At 31.3% G+C, this 15,925-nt stretch carries 18 protein-coding genes; 11 read left to right on the forward strand and 7 right to left on the reverse strand.

Features of this window, described 5'->3' with window-relative positions; genetic code table 11:
• Window positions 1–32: 32 nt before the first annotated feature.
• The 6 genes from QVZ41_RS12865 to QVZ41_RS12890 form a co-directional block, all read right to left on the reverse strand.
• Window positions 33–188, reverse strand: a complete 156-nt coding sequence (locus QVZ41_RS12865) for a hypothetical protein (protein WP_302885021.1) — start codon at window positions 186–188, stop codon at window positions 33–35.
• 11 nt (window positions 189–199) lie between these two features.
• Complete coding sequence (locus tag QVZ41_RS12870) at window positions 200–685, reverse strand: YchJ family protein (RefSeq protein WP_302885024.1); 486 nt, start codon at window positions 683–685, stop codon at window positions 200–202.
• A gap of 28 nt (window positions 686–713) precedes the next feature.
• Window positions 714–1,580: a hypothetical protein gene (locus QVZ41_RS12875; RefSeq protein WP_302885025.1), complete on the reverse strand. Its 867-nt coding sequence runs from the start codon at window positions 1,578–1,580 to the stop codon at window positions 714–716.
• An 83-nt stretch (window positions 1,581–1,663) separates the two neighbouring features.
• On the reverse strand, window positions 1,664–3,436 hold the full coding sequence (typA, locus tag QVZ41_RS12880) for a translational GTPase TypA (protein ID WP_302885026.1): 1,773 nt from the start codon (window positions 3,434–3,436) through the stop codon (window positions 1,664–1,666).
• A 117-nt stretch (window positions 3,437–3,553) separates the two neighbouring features.
• The gene (locus tag QVZ41_RS12885) at window positions 3,554–4,066 is read right to left on the reverse strand and encodes a hypothetical protein (protein ID WP_302885027.1); all 513 of its coding nucleotides are present in this window, start codon (window positions 4,064–4,066) and stop codon (window positions 3,554–3,556) included.
• Window positions 4,067–4,069: 3 nt separating this feature from the next.
• Window positions 4,070–5,317, reverse strand: a complete 1,248-nt coding sequence (locus QVZ41_RS12890) for a metallophosphoesterase (protein ID WP_302885028.1) — start codon at window positions 5,315–5,317, stop codon at window positions 4,070–4,072.
• Window positions 5,318–5,443: 126 nt separating this feature from the next.
• On the opposite strand from QVZ41_RS12890, the gene aroB reads away from it, so the two are divergent.
• The 7 genes from aroB (at window position 5,444) to QVZ41_RS12925 (ending at window position 12,934) form a co-directional block, all read left to right on the forward strand.
• Window positions 5,444–6,508: a 3-dehydroquinate synthase gene (aroB, locus tag QVZ41_RS12895; RefSeq protein WP_302885029.1), complete on the forward strand. Its 1,065-nt coding sequence runs from the start codon at window positions 5,444–5,446 to the stop codon at window positions 6,506–6,508.
• 3 nt (window positions 6,509–6,511) lie between these two features.
• A complete protein-coding gene (locus QVZ41_RS12900; protein WP_302885030.1) occupies window positions 6,512–6,853 on the forward strand; it encodes a DUF1801 domain-containing protein in 342 nt (113 codons plus the stop codon).
• 6 nt (window positions 6,854–6,859) lie between these two features.
• Window positions 6,860–8,980, forward strand: a complete 2,121-nt coding sequence (recQ, locus tag QVZ41_RS12905) for a DNA helicase RecQ (protein WP_302885031.1) — start codon at window positions 6,860–6,862, stop codon at window positions 8,978–8,980.
• Between the two features lie 42 nt (window positions 8,981–9,022).
• Complete coding sequence (modB, locus tag QVZ41_RS12910) at window positions 9,023–9,694, forward strand: molybdate ABC transporter permease subunit (RefSeq protein WP_302885033.1); 672 nt, start codon at window positions 9,023–9,025, stop codon at window positions 9,692–9,694.
• Complete coding sequence (locus QVZ41_RS12915) at window positions 9,694–10,512, forward strand: ATP-binding cassette domain-containing protein (protein ID WP_302885034.1); 819 nt, start codon at window positions 9,694–9,696, stop codon at window positions 10,510–10,512. Before modB ends, QVZ41_RS12915 begins: the two co-directional genes overlap by 1 nt.
• Before the next feature lie 161 nt (window positions 10,513–10,673).
• Window positions 10,674–10,907 carry a hypothetical protein gene (locus QVZ41_RS12920; protein WP_302885036.1) on the forward strand — a complete coding sequence of 78 codons (234 nt, stop codon included), beginning with the start codon at window positions 10,674–10,676 and terminating at the stop codon, window positions 10,905–10,907.
• 80 nt (window positions 10,908–10,987) lie between these two features.
• A complete protein-coding gene (locus QVZ41_RS12925) occupies window positions 10,988–12,934 on the forward strand; it encodes a glycoside hydrolase family 97 protein (RefSeq protein ID WP_302885037.1) in 1,947 nt (648 codons plus the stop codon).
• A gap of 66 nt (window positions 12,935–13,000) precedes the next feature.
• On the opposite strand, the gene QVZ41_RS12930 is transcribed toward QVZ41_RS12925, so the two are convergent.
• Window positions 13,001–13,888, reverse strand: coding sequence for a LysR family transcriptional regulator (locus QVZ41_RS12930; RefSeq protein WP_302885038.1), 888 nt, complete (start codon window positions 13,886–13,888; stop codon window positions 13,001–13,003).
• Between the two features lie 159 nt (window positions 13,889–14,047).
• Between QVZ41_RS12930 and QVZ41_RS12935 the strand changes: the two genes are divergently transcribed.
• The 4 genes from QVZ41_RS12935 (at window position 14,048) to QVZ41_RS12950 (ending at window position 15,892) form a co-directional block, all read left to right on the forward strand.
• Window positions 14,048–14,641 (forward strand): HPP family protein, encoded by a 594-nt coding sequence (locus QVZ41_RS12935; RefSeq protein WP_302885042.1) that lies wholly within the window; start codon window positions 14,048–14,050, stop codon window positions 14,639–14,641.
• Window positions 14,642–14,852: 211 nt separating this feature from the next.
• The gene (locus QVZ41_RS12940) at window positions 14,853–15,161 is read left to right on the forward strand and encodes a hypothetical protein (protein WP_302885044.1); all 309 of its coding nucleotides are present in this window, start codon (window positions 14,853–14,855) and stop codon (window positions 15,159–15,161) included.
• A gap of 48 nt (window positions 15,162–15,209) precedes the next feature.
• The gene (locus QVZ41_RS12945) at window positions 15,210–15,518 is read left to right on the forward strand and encodes a hypothetical protein (RefSeq protein WP_302885045.1); all 309 of its coding nucleotides are present in this window, start codon (window positions 15,210–15,212) and stop codon (window positions 15,516–15,518) included.
• A gap of 65 nt (window positions 15,519–15,583) precedes the next feature.
• Complete coding sequence (locus QVZ41_RS12950; RefSeq protein WP_302885046.1) at window positions 15,584–15,892, forward strand: hypothetical protein; 309 nt, start codon at window positions 15,584–15,586, stop codon at window positions 15,890–15,892.
• Window positions 15,893–15,925 lie beyond the last annotated feature (33 nt).

Genomic DNA, 15,925 nt, shown 5'->3' on the forward strand with positions numbered 1-15,925 from the left:
CTCGGTTTCTGGTTTTATACTTTTGAACATTCTTATTCCTTTTTATTTTCTTTAATCTGTTCTTTTAAAGCTTTTAATTTTTCTTTATGTGCTAACTCTTTTTCACGAATCTTATTCTTTTTTCTATCCATTAGCTTGTTATGCTTGGATTTGTTTTTAGTATTTTTATCACTTCCTGATTTTGCCATCATTATTTTTTTTATGAGTGGATACCATCTACATAGGTCCAATGATTGTTCTCTTTGATAAAACGAGATTTTTCAAAAATGGTATTCTTAACTCCATCTTCTATAAATAAGGCTTTAAAAGTAACAAAGCCTTCATCAATATGTGTTTCTTTAGCTTCTACAATAACTAGCTCTAGCCACTGAACACTCTTTGTCCAATTTAATATTTCCTCCTTTTCCGAAAAGGGTCTTGTTGAGGAATGTTGACTTAACATTAAATAATCAATAGCTCCCAATACATAGGCTGTATATCTGGATTTCATTAAATCTAAGGGAGTTTTAGCAAGTTCAATGTTTTTATGGATCAATTCACAACAAAGTTTGTACGATTTTTTAGAGCCACAAGCACACAACACTCCTTCCCTATTGGCGTTGATTTTTGCTTCTAAATTAAACCGATGTTTTTTAGCAACTTGATGTTCTTTTTGTTTTTGAATAAGCTTGGAGAATTTGGACACTTTTATTGGTTTATAGTACAAAAATACACTAATCTGTTAAAGTAATGAGAAACAATTTTTGTTTACGTTTATAATGCTTGCCATTTAGTTTTTTCTGTGAAGCTTCCCTTGTTACATATATTTGATGATTGTTTTTCCAAGCAATGGCTTCTGTTTGATTAGAATATCCTAATGTAGCTGTTAAAGATATTTTAGAAATCAGTGGAACTGTTTCAAAATCTTTAATTATTAATATATATGATTGGTAGTTTCTATCATAGGCAGTTCCCACAAAAGAATCTATTTCACTATTGTAAGCAATTGAGGTTAACAAGCAATCAATTGTTAAAGATTTTATAGGATTGGCTTGATACACTCCTGCTGAATTTGGTAATGCATAGATATTTGTTTGATTGTCTTTCCAGTTCTTAGTAAATAGATATAATTGATTTTTATAAATTGTCATCGCTTCACAATCAAAATTGCTTTGATGACTTTCTTTTACAAACCTTTTTTGATTGGTATAACTATAATAGATTTTTTCAGCTTTTACTTTATCTTGGGTTTGTATGTCTTTTTTTGAGACTTTATAAATGACTAAGTTTTTTCTATTTCCGTAATTATTTCCCGTGTCTCCAATGTAAACAAATTTTTCATCTTGAGTAATAGATTCCCAATCAACATTTAAAGCATTTTTAATTTTAATAGTTCTTTTTATTTTTCCTGATGAAGGTTTTAAAACATATAGTTTCGGTTTTCCACCAGAATCATTAAAAGTTAAAATTTCATTATCTAAAAACACAATGCCTGAAGTTTCAGATATTTTTTTAGATAGTTTTATTTTTTCTTCAATCTTTACAGATTGAGCTAACAATAAATGAGAGGTGAAAAGTAAAATTACAACTGAAAATTTCATATCGATAAAGCTAAATAAATTTGTACAAAAAAACTCCTTCAAAATTAATTGAAGGAGTTTTTAATATTATTTAAAGATGATCATTAACCTTTAAAATTAATTTTACGCATACGTAAACTTGCTGGAGTTACCTCTAAATACTCATCAGCTCTAATGTATTCCATACACTCTTCTAAAGAAAAGTTAACTTTTGGAGCAATCTTCATTGCTTCATCAGTACCTGATTTACGCATATTTGTTAATTGCTTTCCTTTAATAAGGTTTACAGCCATGTCATCAGCTTTACTGTTTTCACCAATTACCTGACCAACGTAAATTTCTTCGTTAATATCAATAAAGAATTTACCTCTGTCTTGTAAACGGTCTAAAGCATATGCTGTTGCTTTACCGGCAGCAGCAGAAACAATTGCTCCTTTTTCTTCCTCAGTAAATTCACCTTTAAAAGGACCGTATTCACTAAATCTATGGTTAATAATTGCTTGCCCTTGAGTAGCTGTTAAAATTTTATTTCTTAAACCAATTAATCCACGAGATGGAATGGTAAATTCTAAATGTTGTAAATCTCCTTTAGGCTCCATAACCATTAAGTCTCCTTTACGTAAAGAAACCAAGTTTACAGCTCTAGAAGAAACTTCTTCAGGAACATCGATAGATAATGTTTCATATGGCTCACATTTTTTACCGTCAATTTCCTTGAAAATTACTTGAGGACGACCTACTTGTAATTCATATCCTTCACGTCTCATAGTTTCAATTAAAACAGATAAGTGTAATACTCCACGTCCAAAAACATTAAACTTGTCTTCAGAATCTGTAGTTTCAACTTTTAACGCTAAGTTTTTTTCTAATTCTTTAAATAAACGATCACGTAAGTGACGAGAAGTAACAAATTTACCTTCTTTACCAAAAAATGGAGAGTTGTTAATAGTAAACAACATACTCATGGTAGGTTGGTCAATTTCTGTTCTTGGTAATGCTTCAGGATTTTCTAAATCAGCAATAGTATCACCAATTTCAAATCCTTCAACACCAGTAATGGCACAAATATCTCCACATCTTACAGTTTCAACTTGCACTTTACCCATTCCTTCAAAAACGTGTAATTCTTTAATTCTAACTTTTTTGGTAGAACCATCAGCTTTACACAACATGTAATCTTTGTTTACGTGTAAATCTCCACGGAAAATACGTCCAATAGCAATTCTTCCTGTAAAAGCAGAAAAGTCTAAAGAAGTAATTTGCATTTGTGGAGTTCCTTCGTTATAAGGAGTTGCAGGAATAGATTCTAGAACTGCATCTAATAAAGGAACGATGTCTGTAGTTTGATTCTTCCAATCTGTACTCATCCAGTTGTTCTTTGCAGAACCGTATATTGTAGTAAAGTCTAACTGCTCTTCAGTAGCTTCTAAAGCAAACATCAAATCAAAAACTTTTTCGTGAACGATATCTGGAGTACAGTTTTCTTTATCTACTTTGTTTACAACTACAATTGGAGTTAATCCTAATTGAATTGCTTTTCCTAGTACAAAACGTGTTTGAGGCATAGGACCTTCAAAAGCATCCACTAATAATAAAACACCATCAGCCATTTTTAATACACGCTCTACTTCTCCACCAAAATCGGCGTGACCAGGAGTATCAATAACGTTGATCTTAGTTCCTTTGTATTGAACGGATACGTTTTTAGAAAGAATGGTAATTCCTCTTTCACGTTCTAAATCATTGTTATCTAATAATAAGTCTGTACGCTCTTTACGTTCGTCTAATACTTTTGCTTGATCAATAATTTTATCTACCAAAGTAGTCTTACCGTGGTCAACGTGGGCTATAATAGCAATGTTTCTTATTTCTTGCATGGTTGCACTTTAAATTTAAAGCGCAAAAGTAATCAAAAGATATTAGAAAATATGATTAAAAACTGTTTATTAATCCTTTCTCAAAACCTTGTTAATGTAGACTTTACAAGCCTTGAATTAATTAGCACTAAAAAAATCTTCAGGATATGGTTCTCCTAACTCATCTGGAGATAATTTTCTTCCCATTTCAAATGCATTTTCTAAGGCTATTTCTTCTGTCCATTTTCCAATTACAATATCGGGTGTAATGAATTCATAAGCAACAATACCATTAAAAAGCTCATCGTTAGCAATGTAATGAAAGTGAATAACCAAGGTATTGTTAAATACAAAACCATAGCCTGTTTGTTGTTGCTCTCCTTCTATTAACCAACTTGCTTCTATTTGATTGCTCACCAAATCAATATTAAGCAAACCTGTGTAATAACTTTCATGGCTATCTGGATTCCCTCCTGCAATATTATAAACACCACAAATATTAACCATATTGATAGAAAAATCTGGAGTTGGTTCTGAAAACTCTAGTAATCTTAACCTTTTTAACAACTCTTTCTTTTTACTATTTCTATAGTTCAAAGCAAGTTTAGATTTATCATACCAGTGCTTTATTGCTTGATCAAAGTTACTCATACACTAGTCTTTTTTATTCAGCGTAATTACGGTAATTTCTGGCCAAATTCCTACCCTACCAGGAAAACCTAAAAAGCCAAAACCTCTATTTACATACAAATATTGTTCTTTGTTCTTGTACAAACCTGCCCAACGTTTGTAAATATATTTTGATGGACTCCATTTAAATCCTGGAATCTCAACACCAAACTGCATTCCGTGAGTGTGACCAGACAAGGTTAAATCTATGTTTTGTGAGTTGGGAATTACTTTTTCATCCCAATGGGTTGGATCGTGAGATAATAAAATTTTAAAATTTTCGGGATTGGTTCCTTCTAAAGCTTTGTTTAAATCTCCTTTTTGTGGGAAAGGTGGTTTTCCCCAATTTTCTACTCCAACAATATCTATTTGTTGTCCGTCTTTTTCTAAAGTATGAGTCCTATTATTTAACAAATCAAATCCCATTTCTTTTTGATGGATAAACAAATCTAACAGATTTTGTCTTTTTTCTTCTTCGCTATTCCAATGTTTGTGAGTTCCATAATCATGATTTCCTAAGGTTGAAAAAACTCCCAAAGGTGCTTTCATACTTCCAAACAATTCTTTGTAAGGCACAACTTCTTCGGCTTCGTTATTGACCAAATCTCCTGTAAATAAAATCAAATCTGCTTGTTGTTCTTTAATCATGTTGACTCCGTGAGCTACTTCATCAAAATCATCAAAACTACCTGAATGGATGTCAGAAACATGAACAATTCTTAAACCATCAAACGCTTTGGGTAAATTCTTAAAACTTAAAGCTACTGTTTTAATTTTGTAATTATATTTCCCTTTGGTGATTCCATATAACATACCTAAAAACGGGATGCTAGCTAGTCCTAACCCTACTTGACCTATGAATTTTCTTCTCTCTCCAAAATCAACTTTTGTATCAGAACTTAAGAAAACTCTCCAAATAATTTTACCAACAAATTCTACAACTCTAATAATATCATCTAACAAAGCAGTACAAAACATTCCTAATTTTAATACTAAAAAAGCAAAAGTATACCCAAACCATAGATTCATTAAAAGGGTTGCATTGGTTGGTCTGTCATCAAACTTTAAAATTACAATAGCAAAACAGCTATAACTAGCCAGCATGCTTAAACCATAAAACCATTTAAAACCTAATTTAAGGGTATTGCTACTAAAATAATTTCTAAAACTTGAAAAAAGGTATATATCTAGAACCAAAAGAATGGTTACAAAAATGAGAATTCTACGAATCATGCTGTGTTGTAAATAGGTGTTAAAAGTAAGGATTTTTAACTAAGTCATAAACCTTTAATTATTATTACAACATCCCTTTAATAAAAAAATATTTTGCTTTATTTTGCAGTACAAATACCAATAAACATGCAAACTATACTATCTACAAGCTATCCTGTTCATTTTCAAGAAACTGGTTACGATGCTATCAATGAATTTATTGCTAAAAATGGTTTTAAAACTGTTTTTATTTTGGTAGATGAGAATACTCACGAGTATTGTTTGCCTATTTTACAGCAAGAATTAGAGGTTGATGTTACTTTTGAGGTCATAGAAATTGAATCTGGAGAAGTAAATAAAAACCTTGGTACTTGCATGAGTATTTGGCATGCTCTGACAGATTTAGGAGCAGATAGAAAAAGTTTACTGATAAATATTGGTGGTGGTGTGATTACCGATATGGGTGGATTTGTTGCTTCTACTTACAAACGAGGAATTCAATTTATTAATATTCCTACTACCCTACTAAGCATGGTTGATGCTTCTGTGGGAGGTAAAACTGGAGTTGATTTAGGGGTGTTAAAAAATCAAATTGGGTTGTTTGCCGATCCTGAAATGGTGATTATTGATCCTTTGTATTTAAAAACATTGTCGGAAATTGAAATTACTTCTGGAATGGCAGAAATTATTAAATACGGATTGACTTACGACAAATCTTTATGGCATCAATTTATTGACGAAAACAAAGAAGTAGATTTGGTAGGAATGATTCACCGTTCTATAGAAATTAAAAATGAAGTGGTTCTTGAAGACAGATTAGAAGCCAACTTACGTAAAATATTAAACTACGGTCATACCATTGGTCATGCTGTGGAATCTTACTTTTTAGAATCTGATCATAAAAAAACATTAACGCACGGTCAAGCCATTGCTTTGGGAATGATTACCGAAGCTTATATTTCATCAAAATTGTTTGATTTCCCTCAAGAAGATTTAACGTTAATTAAAAAAATAATTACCAGAATTTTCGGCAAAGTTCCTGTATTAAAAGAAGATTACGAAGCTGTTATCAATTTGATGAAACACGATAAGAAAAACGTAAACGGTCAAGTAAACTTTGTGTTGCTTGAAGGAATTGAAAAATATAAAATTGATTGTAAAGTATCTGTAGATTTAATTAAAGAATCTTTAGATTATTATTTAGCTGAATAAATCATGTCTGCAACTGATGCTTTTTTTGAGAAACAGGAAGAACCTAATAAAGGAGTTTTTATATTTCTTAGAAATTTCATCAATCAATATCATTCCGAAATAACATTACATTTAAAATGGGGACTCCCCTATTTTTATTTTAAGGGAAAACCTTTGTGTTACCTTTGGAAAGACAAAAAAACGAACGAACCTTATCTTAGCTTTGCGAAAGGTTCAGATTTACATCACCCTGCATTAATTCAAGGTGATAGAAAAATATTTAAAATATTACCTATCAATCCTCATCAAGATATTGATCTGAATTTGATACAAGAAATTTTAGACGAAGCCATTAAAAAATATTAAACTGTTATGACAAATCAAGATATCCTTTTACACAAAACCTTAAAAGACTATTTTGGATACGAGCAGTTTAGACCTTTACAAAAAGAAATCATCACTAGTATTTTAAACGGTGAAGACAATTTGGTGATTATGCCAACAGGAGGCGGAAAATCTATTTGTTACCAATTGCCTGCCATTTTAATGGAAGGATTGACTTTGGTGATTTCTCCTTTAATCGCTTTGATGAAAGATCAAGTGGATGCCTTAAATGCCAATGGAATTCCCGCAGCTTTTGTCAATAGTTCCCAAACTGATATAGAGAATTCTTCTATTATAGAAAGAGTTAAATCTAAAGAAATAAAGCTATTATATCTGGCTCCTGAAAGTCTTGCTTTTTTTGAGCAACTTTCTCAGGTTTGTGAAATCAGCCTAATTGCGGTAGATGAAGCGCACTGTATTTCCTCTTGGGGACACGATTTTAGACCTGCTTATACACAATTATCATTCTTAAAAAAACGCTTACCCAATACCCCTTTGGTTGCTTTAACTGCAACTGCAGACAAAGCCACTAGAGAAGATATTGCCAATCAATTAGATATTTCTAATGCCAAAAGAAATATCAGTTCTTTTAACAGAGCCAATTTAAGTTTAGAAGTTCGCCCAGCGCAAGACAGGGTTACACAAATTATTGATTTTGTTAAATCTAGACCCAACGAATCTGGAATTGTGTATTGTTTGAGTAGAAAACAAACAGAGCAACTAGCGGATAGGTTAAAGAAAAGTGGATTTAAAGCAGCAGCTTATCATGCTGGATTGCCTTCAGACATCAGAAGTAAAATCCAAGAAAATTTTATTCACGATACTACTCCTATCATTTGTGCTACCATTGCTTTTGGAATGGGAATTGACAAATCTAACGTTCGTTGGATTATTCATTATAACTTGCCTAAAAACATAGAAGGCTATTACCAAGAAATTGGTCGTGCGGGACGTGATGGATTAGATTCTGAAACTATTTTATTCCATTCCTATGCGGATGTAATTCAGTTACGAAAATTTGCAGAAGGTTCTGGGAATGAAGAAGTACAATTGGCTAAATTGGAAAGAATGCTTCAGTACGCAGAAGCAACGAGTTGTAGGCGAAATATATTGTTGAGTTATTTTGGAGAAACGGCTACGGAAAAATGTGGAAATTGTGATGTTTGTAACCATCCTCCTACTTTTTTTGACGGAACAGTAATTGCTCAAAAAGCATTGTCGGGAATTTATAGATTGCAGGAAAAAGAACCTTTAAATGTGGTGGTAGATTTTTTAAGAGGCTCCCAAAATGCCGCTATTTTAGATAAAAACTATCATTTATTAAAAACCTATGGAGTTGCTAAAGATATTTCTTGGAAAGATTTACAGCAATACATGGTTCAGTTAACCAATCAGGGCTTTTGTGAAATTGCTTTTCATGAAAACAATGCTTTAAAGTTAAATGAACTTTCTAAAGAAGTATTATTTAATGGTATGAAAGTTTCTTTAACCAGGCCTGTTGAATTTATAAAAGCAGACGAAAAAACACCTCAAAAAGCAAGCAAACCACAAAATAATTTGTTTGAACGTTTACGAGTATTGCGTTTAGAACTGGCTACTGCCAAAGGGGTGCCTGCTTATGTAGTGTTTAGTGATGCTACTTTAAAATCTATAGCCAATGAACGTCCTGTAACGGATGAAGCGTTTTTGGAAATTGAAGGTGTTGGACAAAAAAAGTTACATGATTATGGTTATGATTTTATCACTGAAATCATCAAGTTTAACAAGGAAAAAGTAGTAAAACCTGTTAAGAAGAAAAAAGGGAAATCAGCTACACACCTAGAAACTTTAGACTTATACAAACAAGGGTTGTCTATTGAAGAAATTGCATCCGAAAGAGGATTAACTCCTAATACCATTCAGAGTCATTTTGTGAAATTATACAACGAGGGCATTAAAATTGATTTGAGTGATTTTGTATCTGAAAAAGAAATTGAAGCTGTTAAAGAAGCCCAAACCAAAGTAGAAAATCCAAAATCATTAAAAAGCTATTACGAGTATTTTAATGAACAGTTAGATTATGCAGCCATTAAAATGGCTTTGGTTATTTTGGAACATGAAGAAGAATAAAAAAGTCATCATTGCATCATATTTGATGAATTAAAACAACCTATGGATTTTGAACCTCTATTATTAACCTTTAAACTAGCGAGTATTACAACTATTTTGTTGTTTTTAATTGCCATTCCTTTGTGTTATTGGTTGGTTCAAACTAATTCTAAAACAAAACCTTTTGTAGAAACTTTGGTGAGCATGCCTTTGGTCTTACCTCCTACTGTTTTAGGGTTTTATTTCTTGGTGTTTTTAAGTCCAAATACCACTTTTGGAAATTGGTTAGAAAACATGTTGGGAATAAAGCTGGTCTTTTCTTTTCTAGGGTTGATTATTGCTTCTATCATTTATAGTTTACCATTTATGGTACATCCCATTCAGTCTGGATTGACTGCTTTACCAAAATCTTATACAGAAACAGCTGTCCTGATGGGAAAATCAAAATGGACAATTCTGACGAAAGTTTTATTACCTAATATCAAGCCTGCAATTTTAACAGGTCTGGTTTTAACATTTGCCCATACCATTGGTGAATTTGGTGTGGTTTTAATGATTGGAGGAAATATTCCTGGAAAAACAAAAGTAGCTTCAATAGCAATTTATGATGAAGTAGAAACTTTAAATTATGCTGCTGCCAATCAATATTCATTAATATTATTAAGTATTTCATTTATTATATTATTGAGTGTGTATTTAATCAATGGAGGATATTTAAAAAGAACTATTCGATGATGTACTGTAACTTTCAAAAAACATACAATTCTGGAAAAAGATCTTTTTCAATAGATATTGAAGCTTCTTTTCAACTCAATGCCATCAATGTAGTATATGGAAATTCTGGTGCAGGAAAAACATCTTTATTGCGTTTGTTAAGTGGTTTAGATAAAGTAGACTCAGGATTGATTAGAGTAAATAAAAAAGATTGGCTAAACACTAAAAACAAAACTTTTTTGCCTAGTCATCAAAGAGAAATTGCATATGTTTTTCAGGATTATGGATTGTTCCCTAATATGACAGTAACAGAAAATTTAGAGTTTGCTAAAAAAGACATCAACCAAACACTTTTAAACGAAGTTGTTGAGATGCTGGAATTAGAAACTTTGCTAAAAACCAAACCTAATCATTTATCGGGAGGACAGCAGCAACGTATTGCCTTAGCTAGAGCAATTGTTCAAGAACCTAAGTTTTTATTTTTAGATGAACCTTTAACGGCTATTGATGAAACGTTAAGAAGTAAACTTCAAACTTATTTAATACAGTTACAAAAGAAACAAAAGTTTACAGTCATCATGGTAAGTCATAACTTACAAGAAGTATTAAAAGTCGCCTCTCATGTTTGTGTGATCCATCAAGGAAAAGCAACAAGCCAAGGTATTCCTAGTTTGTTATTAAAAGAAAATCCTAAAAACACGCTAAAAGCAGTAGTCATTTCCAGTGGAACCTTAACTATAGATGTAGTGGTAGAAACTCAAAAAATGACAATTCTAAAAGAAAATATACTTTCTAAAAATTATACTATTGGAGATGAAGTTGAAATAAAAATTCATTAATCATTATCATCTTATTTAATAATAAATTTAAAGACAACAACTTATCATTAACAAATGTTTATTTTTTGTTGTTAATTTCTTTTTTCTCATCTTGATATAAGTTATGTTTGCAATTATACAAATGATAAAAACATTTATGACTAACGCATAAATCATCAAAAATGAAAAAAATAGCTTGTCTTTTTATCGCTTTTATTTCATGCACCAAAAACGACGAAACGCCCTGCGAAGACTTGAATAATGGTTATATTATGAGACTTTACAAAGCTAGAGGAGTCTATAAAAAAGAAGAAAATTCGGTAGTTTTAGAAAAATGGATTAAAGAATTACGTGAAAACAAATGTGACCCTCATATTTATTATCAATATTATAATGATGTTATAAATCAAAAGTAATTTTTTTTCAAAACACTAAGTGTAATTATTACATTTATGTTTTTTTGTTTATTTTTATAGCATATAAAAATAAATACTTCATGAAAAAAAAATCACTTATCTCTTTCCTATTCTTAATGATTTGTTCTTTTGGAACAATAGCACAAAAGAAGAACATTAGTAGTCCCGATCAAAAATTAGATCTATCTATTTCTATCAAAGATGGAAAACCTTTTTATCAAGTTACATATAATAATGTAACCATGTTAGAAGATTCTCCCTTTGGATTGGTTACAGATATTGCAGATTTTAGTCAAAACATCAAAATAACAGCAACCAAAGAAAATAATATTGATGAGCAATACAGTTTGGATAGAATTAAAAAATCATCTGTACATTATGTAGCCAATGAGCTTATTATTACCCTAAGCAATGCTAAAAACCAAACTATAGATGTGGTTTTTAGAGTTAGTAATAATAATATTGGTTTCCGTTACCAATTGCCAACTTTTGGAGAAACCCTTAGTTGTGTGATTGAAAAAGAAATTACAGGGTTTAATTTTCCACAACAAACTACTACTTTTTTAACGCCACAAGCCACTCCAATGATTGGTTGGAAACGTACCAAACCAAGTTATGAAGAAGAATATGTTGCTGATGATGTGATGGGAAACCCTTCTAAATACGGAATGGGTTATACTTTTCCTGGACTTTTTCACGTTGGAGAGAACGGTTGGGTTTTGATATCAGAAACTGGAGTTGATAGTAAATATTGTGCTTCGCATCTAAGCGATGGAACCAAAGATGGTCTTTACACCATTGCTTTTCCAAATGCTGGCGAAAATAACGGAATAGGTAGCACTACTCCATCTGTAGGTTTACCTGCTGTTACGCCATGGAGAACACTTACCGTTGCTAATAATTTAAAACCAATTGTAGAAACCACCATTCCTTTTGATTTGGTAAAACCTTTATATGAACCATCTCAAGAATATAATTACGGAAAATCTACTTGGAGCTGGATTATGTGGCAAGACAACAGCATTAACTACGATGATCAAGTAGCTTATATTGATTTGGCTTCAGAATTAAACTATCAATTTGCTTTGATTGATGGTGGATGGGAAAAAAACATTGGTTATGATAAAATGGAAGAGCTAATCAATTACGCGCATTCTAAAAATGTAGATCCATTTGTTTGGTATAACTCAAATGGTTCTTGGAACGATGCTCCACAAGATCCAAGAGGAAAAATGGATACTTCTATCGCCAGAAAAAAAGAAATGAAATGGCTAAAAAGTCTTGGTGTAAAAGGTTTAAAAGTTGATTTTTTTGGTGGAGACAAACAAACTACCATGAAATTATATGAAGACATTCTTTCTGATGCCAATGATTATGGATTGATGATTATTTTCCACGGATGTACTTTACCAAGAGGTTGGGAACGTATGTATCCTAACTATGTTGGTAGTGAGGCTGTATTGGCTTCAGAAAATTTAATCTTTACTCAAAGATCTAATGATTTAGAAGCTTTTAGTGCCTCTCTACATCCTTTTATTCGTAATGCTGTAGGATCTATGGAGTTCGGTCCAGTTTTATTAAATAAACGCCACAATCGAAATAATGATGGAGGATCTATTAGGAGAACTTCAGATGTTTTTCAATTGGCGACTGCAGTATTGTATCAAAATGCAGTACAAATGTTTGCTATTGCTCCAAATAACTTAACAGATGCACCTGAATTTACGATTGATTTTATGAAAAATGTTCCAACCACTTGGGATGAGACTATTTATATTGATGGATATCCAGGTAAATATTGTTTAATAGCTCGTAGACATGCAGATAAATGGTATGTTTCAGGAATAAATGCATTAACAAAACCAATTACTTTAAAAGTAAACTTACCTATGTTGGCAGGAAAAAAAGTAACTGAATACAATGATGACAAAAACTTAATTTCTTCTAAAAAAGAAACTAAGATTAAAAAATCTGGAAAAGCAAAAATAACCATTCAACCTAATGGAGGAATTATTTTAGTAGATTAAGACTTACGTATTATATATTATAAAAGGCTGTGATGTAATTATCACAGCCTTTTTTTTACTCTTATATTATGCTGAAAATTGTTCTTTAAAATTCAATATAAAATCATTGATGTATTTTTTAGTTTTATCTGCTTTTCTCACCACCAAATAATGGGTTCTTTTTAAGCCTTTATTTCCAATTGTTTTAAAAACAATATCTTCAGGAATCTTAAATAATTTTAAAGCCCATAAAGGCATACAAGTAATTCCAATATTGGCTTCAATCATTTCTAAAGCGACTTGGGTTAAAGGAACTGCTGATATTTTTAAAGGCATTACATTGTTTGGTTTTAACCATTGTTGATAAACAGAAACAGTTTCTAAAGGATAAGAATGTATGATTAAATGTTCTTGAGAAAAATCTTTGGCAACAATTTTCTTTTGTTTACTTAAAGGATGTTCTTTATGCATAATAGCTAAAATCTCATCTTCAAAAAAAGGTATACAAAACAAAGAATTATCTTCTGGTTTTAACGTAACAATGGCAATATCAATTTCATTAGAAAGTATTTTCTGAATAGGATGGTGTGTCGCTTCTAAATTTAAATCAACTTGTATCTCTGGATACAACACGCCCATTCTCTGAATAAAGCTAGGCAATCCGTGATAAAAAGAATAACATTCTGTACTCACCTTAATGGTTCCGGTAGAGCCTGCTTGTATCTTTTTAATATCATTCAATCCTTTTTCAATACTGCTCAACACGGTATTTCCTAAATGATATAACTCTGTTCCTTCTTCTGTTAATTCCCATTGGTTTCTTTTTCTAAAAAAAACCTTAAAGCCCAATTGTAATTCTAATTCTTTTAATTGATGGCTCAATGCAGATTGTGTTAAGAATAACTTTTCAGTAGCATTTGCTAAGTTTCCTTCTTCTACAATGGTTTTAATCAACCTAAAATACTTTGTTTCCATGTTGACAAAACTACGTAATGTAAATAATAAACAAACAATTTTCAATTAATTTCAATCCTCCATGATTTTTTTTCAATCTATAACAAAAATTAGAATCATCATCCTTTCTAATTTTGCGAAGTCTAAAAATTAAGCAACCTCCCATTCCTTTATTTTAGTATGAACAAACATAAATTTAAAAGAACCCTAAGGGTATCTAAGTACATTATATACAAAGAAACATTAGTAGATTATAAAGAACATTTTTGGTCGTTTATTGGGGCTTTTGTTGGTATAGGTTTGATTGCCTATATACAATCTAAATTCTTAATAGATCAAGAAAACATGTTATTAATAGGATCCTTTGGAGCTTCTAGCGTGTTGATTTATGGAGAAATTCAAAGTCCCCTAGCCCAACCTAGAAATTTAATTGGTGGTCATGTAATTTCAGCTTTTATTGGCGTGACCATGTTTAAATTATTTCCTGACATGATGTGGTTTACTGCATCATTAGCAGTTGCCTTGTCTATTGTATTGATGCAATTTACCAAAACCATGCATCCACCTGGAGGAGCAACTGCATTAATAGCCGTAATAGGAACGGAAAAAGTAAAGGCTTTGGGTTATTTATATGTACTTGCTCCTGTCTTTACCGGAGTCATGATATTATTACTAGTGGCTTTAATATTTAATAACATCACCCCACACAGATGCTATCCATCTAAAAAAATGACGAAGCGAAAGCTTTTAAAAAAACTATCTAAATCATATTAAAGAGATACAACCGTGTAATAATTACACACTCACACTATTCTTTTACACACTTTATACACAAGTGTTTTTTTAATAAAAACTCACTCAAAAACCACAAACCTTTGAATTACAAAGGTTTGTGGTTTTTCAATACTATTACTTTACTTATTGGCATATTTCTTCCTTTATACCTAGTGTAAATAATTAATAACAAATCAAAAAAATATTAATCATGAAGAAAATCATCTTATCAATCGCAATTTTAGCAAGTGGAGTATCAACCTATGCAATGGTAAATAACATTACCCCTGCAACGTCTATTAACATCGTAATGAACGATGAATTTACAGAAGTAGCTGTAGACAAATTACCCGAAGCTGTAACGAATGCTGTAAAAACAGATTTTGAAACAGCAACTATTAGTAAAGCATATGTAAACACTAGCGGACAATACAAATTAGAACTGAGTATTGACGGTGCTTCTAGTACTGTTTATGTAGACAAAGATGGAAACTGGATAAAAGTAAGTGACATCAAGTAATTCATAATTCAAAAAACAAATATTAACAATCATAAAAATAAATATATCATGAAAAAAGTAATCTTATCAATCGCAATTTTAGCAAGTGGAATATCAACCTATGCAATGGCTAATAACGTTGCCCCTACGACATCAATTAGTATCGTAATGAACGATGAGTTTACAGAAATAGCTGTAGACAAATTACCAGAAACAGTAAGCAATGCTGTTAAAAAAGCTTACGCAACAGCAACCATTGACAAAGCTTATGTAAACGCAAGCGAGCAGTACAAATTAGAGCTTACTGTTGAGGGTGCAGCAAAAACTGTATATGTTGACAAAGAAGGAAACTTAATTAACTTAAGTACTGCTGAGTAATTTTTTAGCATTCAGCTTTGAAAAAGAAAAAGAAGTATAATTTTTAATCATAAAATAAATATATCATGAAAAAGATCATCTTATCAATCGCAATTTTAGCAAGTGGAGTATCAACTTATGCAATAGCAAACAATGTTACCCCTGCAACATCAATTAACATCGTAATGAACGATGAGTTTACAGAGATAGCTGTAGAAAAATTACCAGAAGCTGTAACGAATGCAGTAAAAAAAGATTTTGCTACCGCAACCATTGATAAAGCATATGTAAATTCAAGTGGACAATACAAATTAGAATTGACTGTTGATGATGCTTCTAACACTGTTTATGCAGATAAAGACGGTAACTGGTTAGAAGAAAGTGCTGTTAAATAACAAGCATATATAAATTATAGCGTAAAACCTATA

This window comes from Wenyingzhuangia gilva, assembly GCF_030519655.1.
Lineage (GTDB): Bacteria > Bacteroidota > Bacteroidia > Flavobacteriales > Flavobacteriaceae > Wenyingzhuangia > Wenyingzhuangia gilva.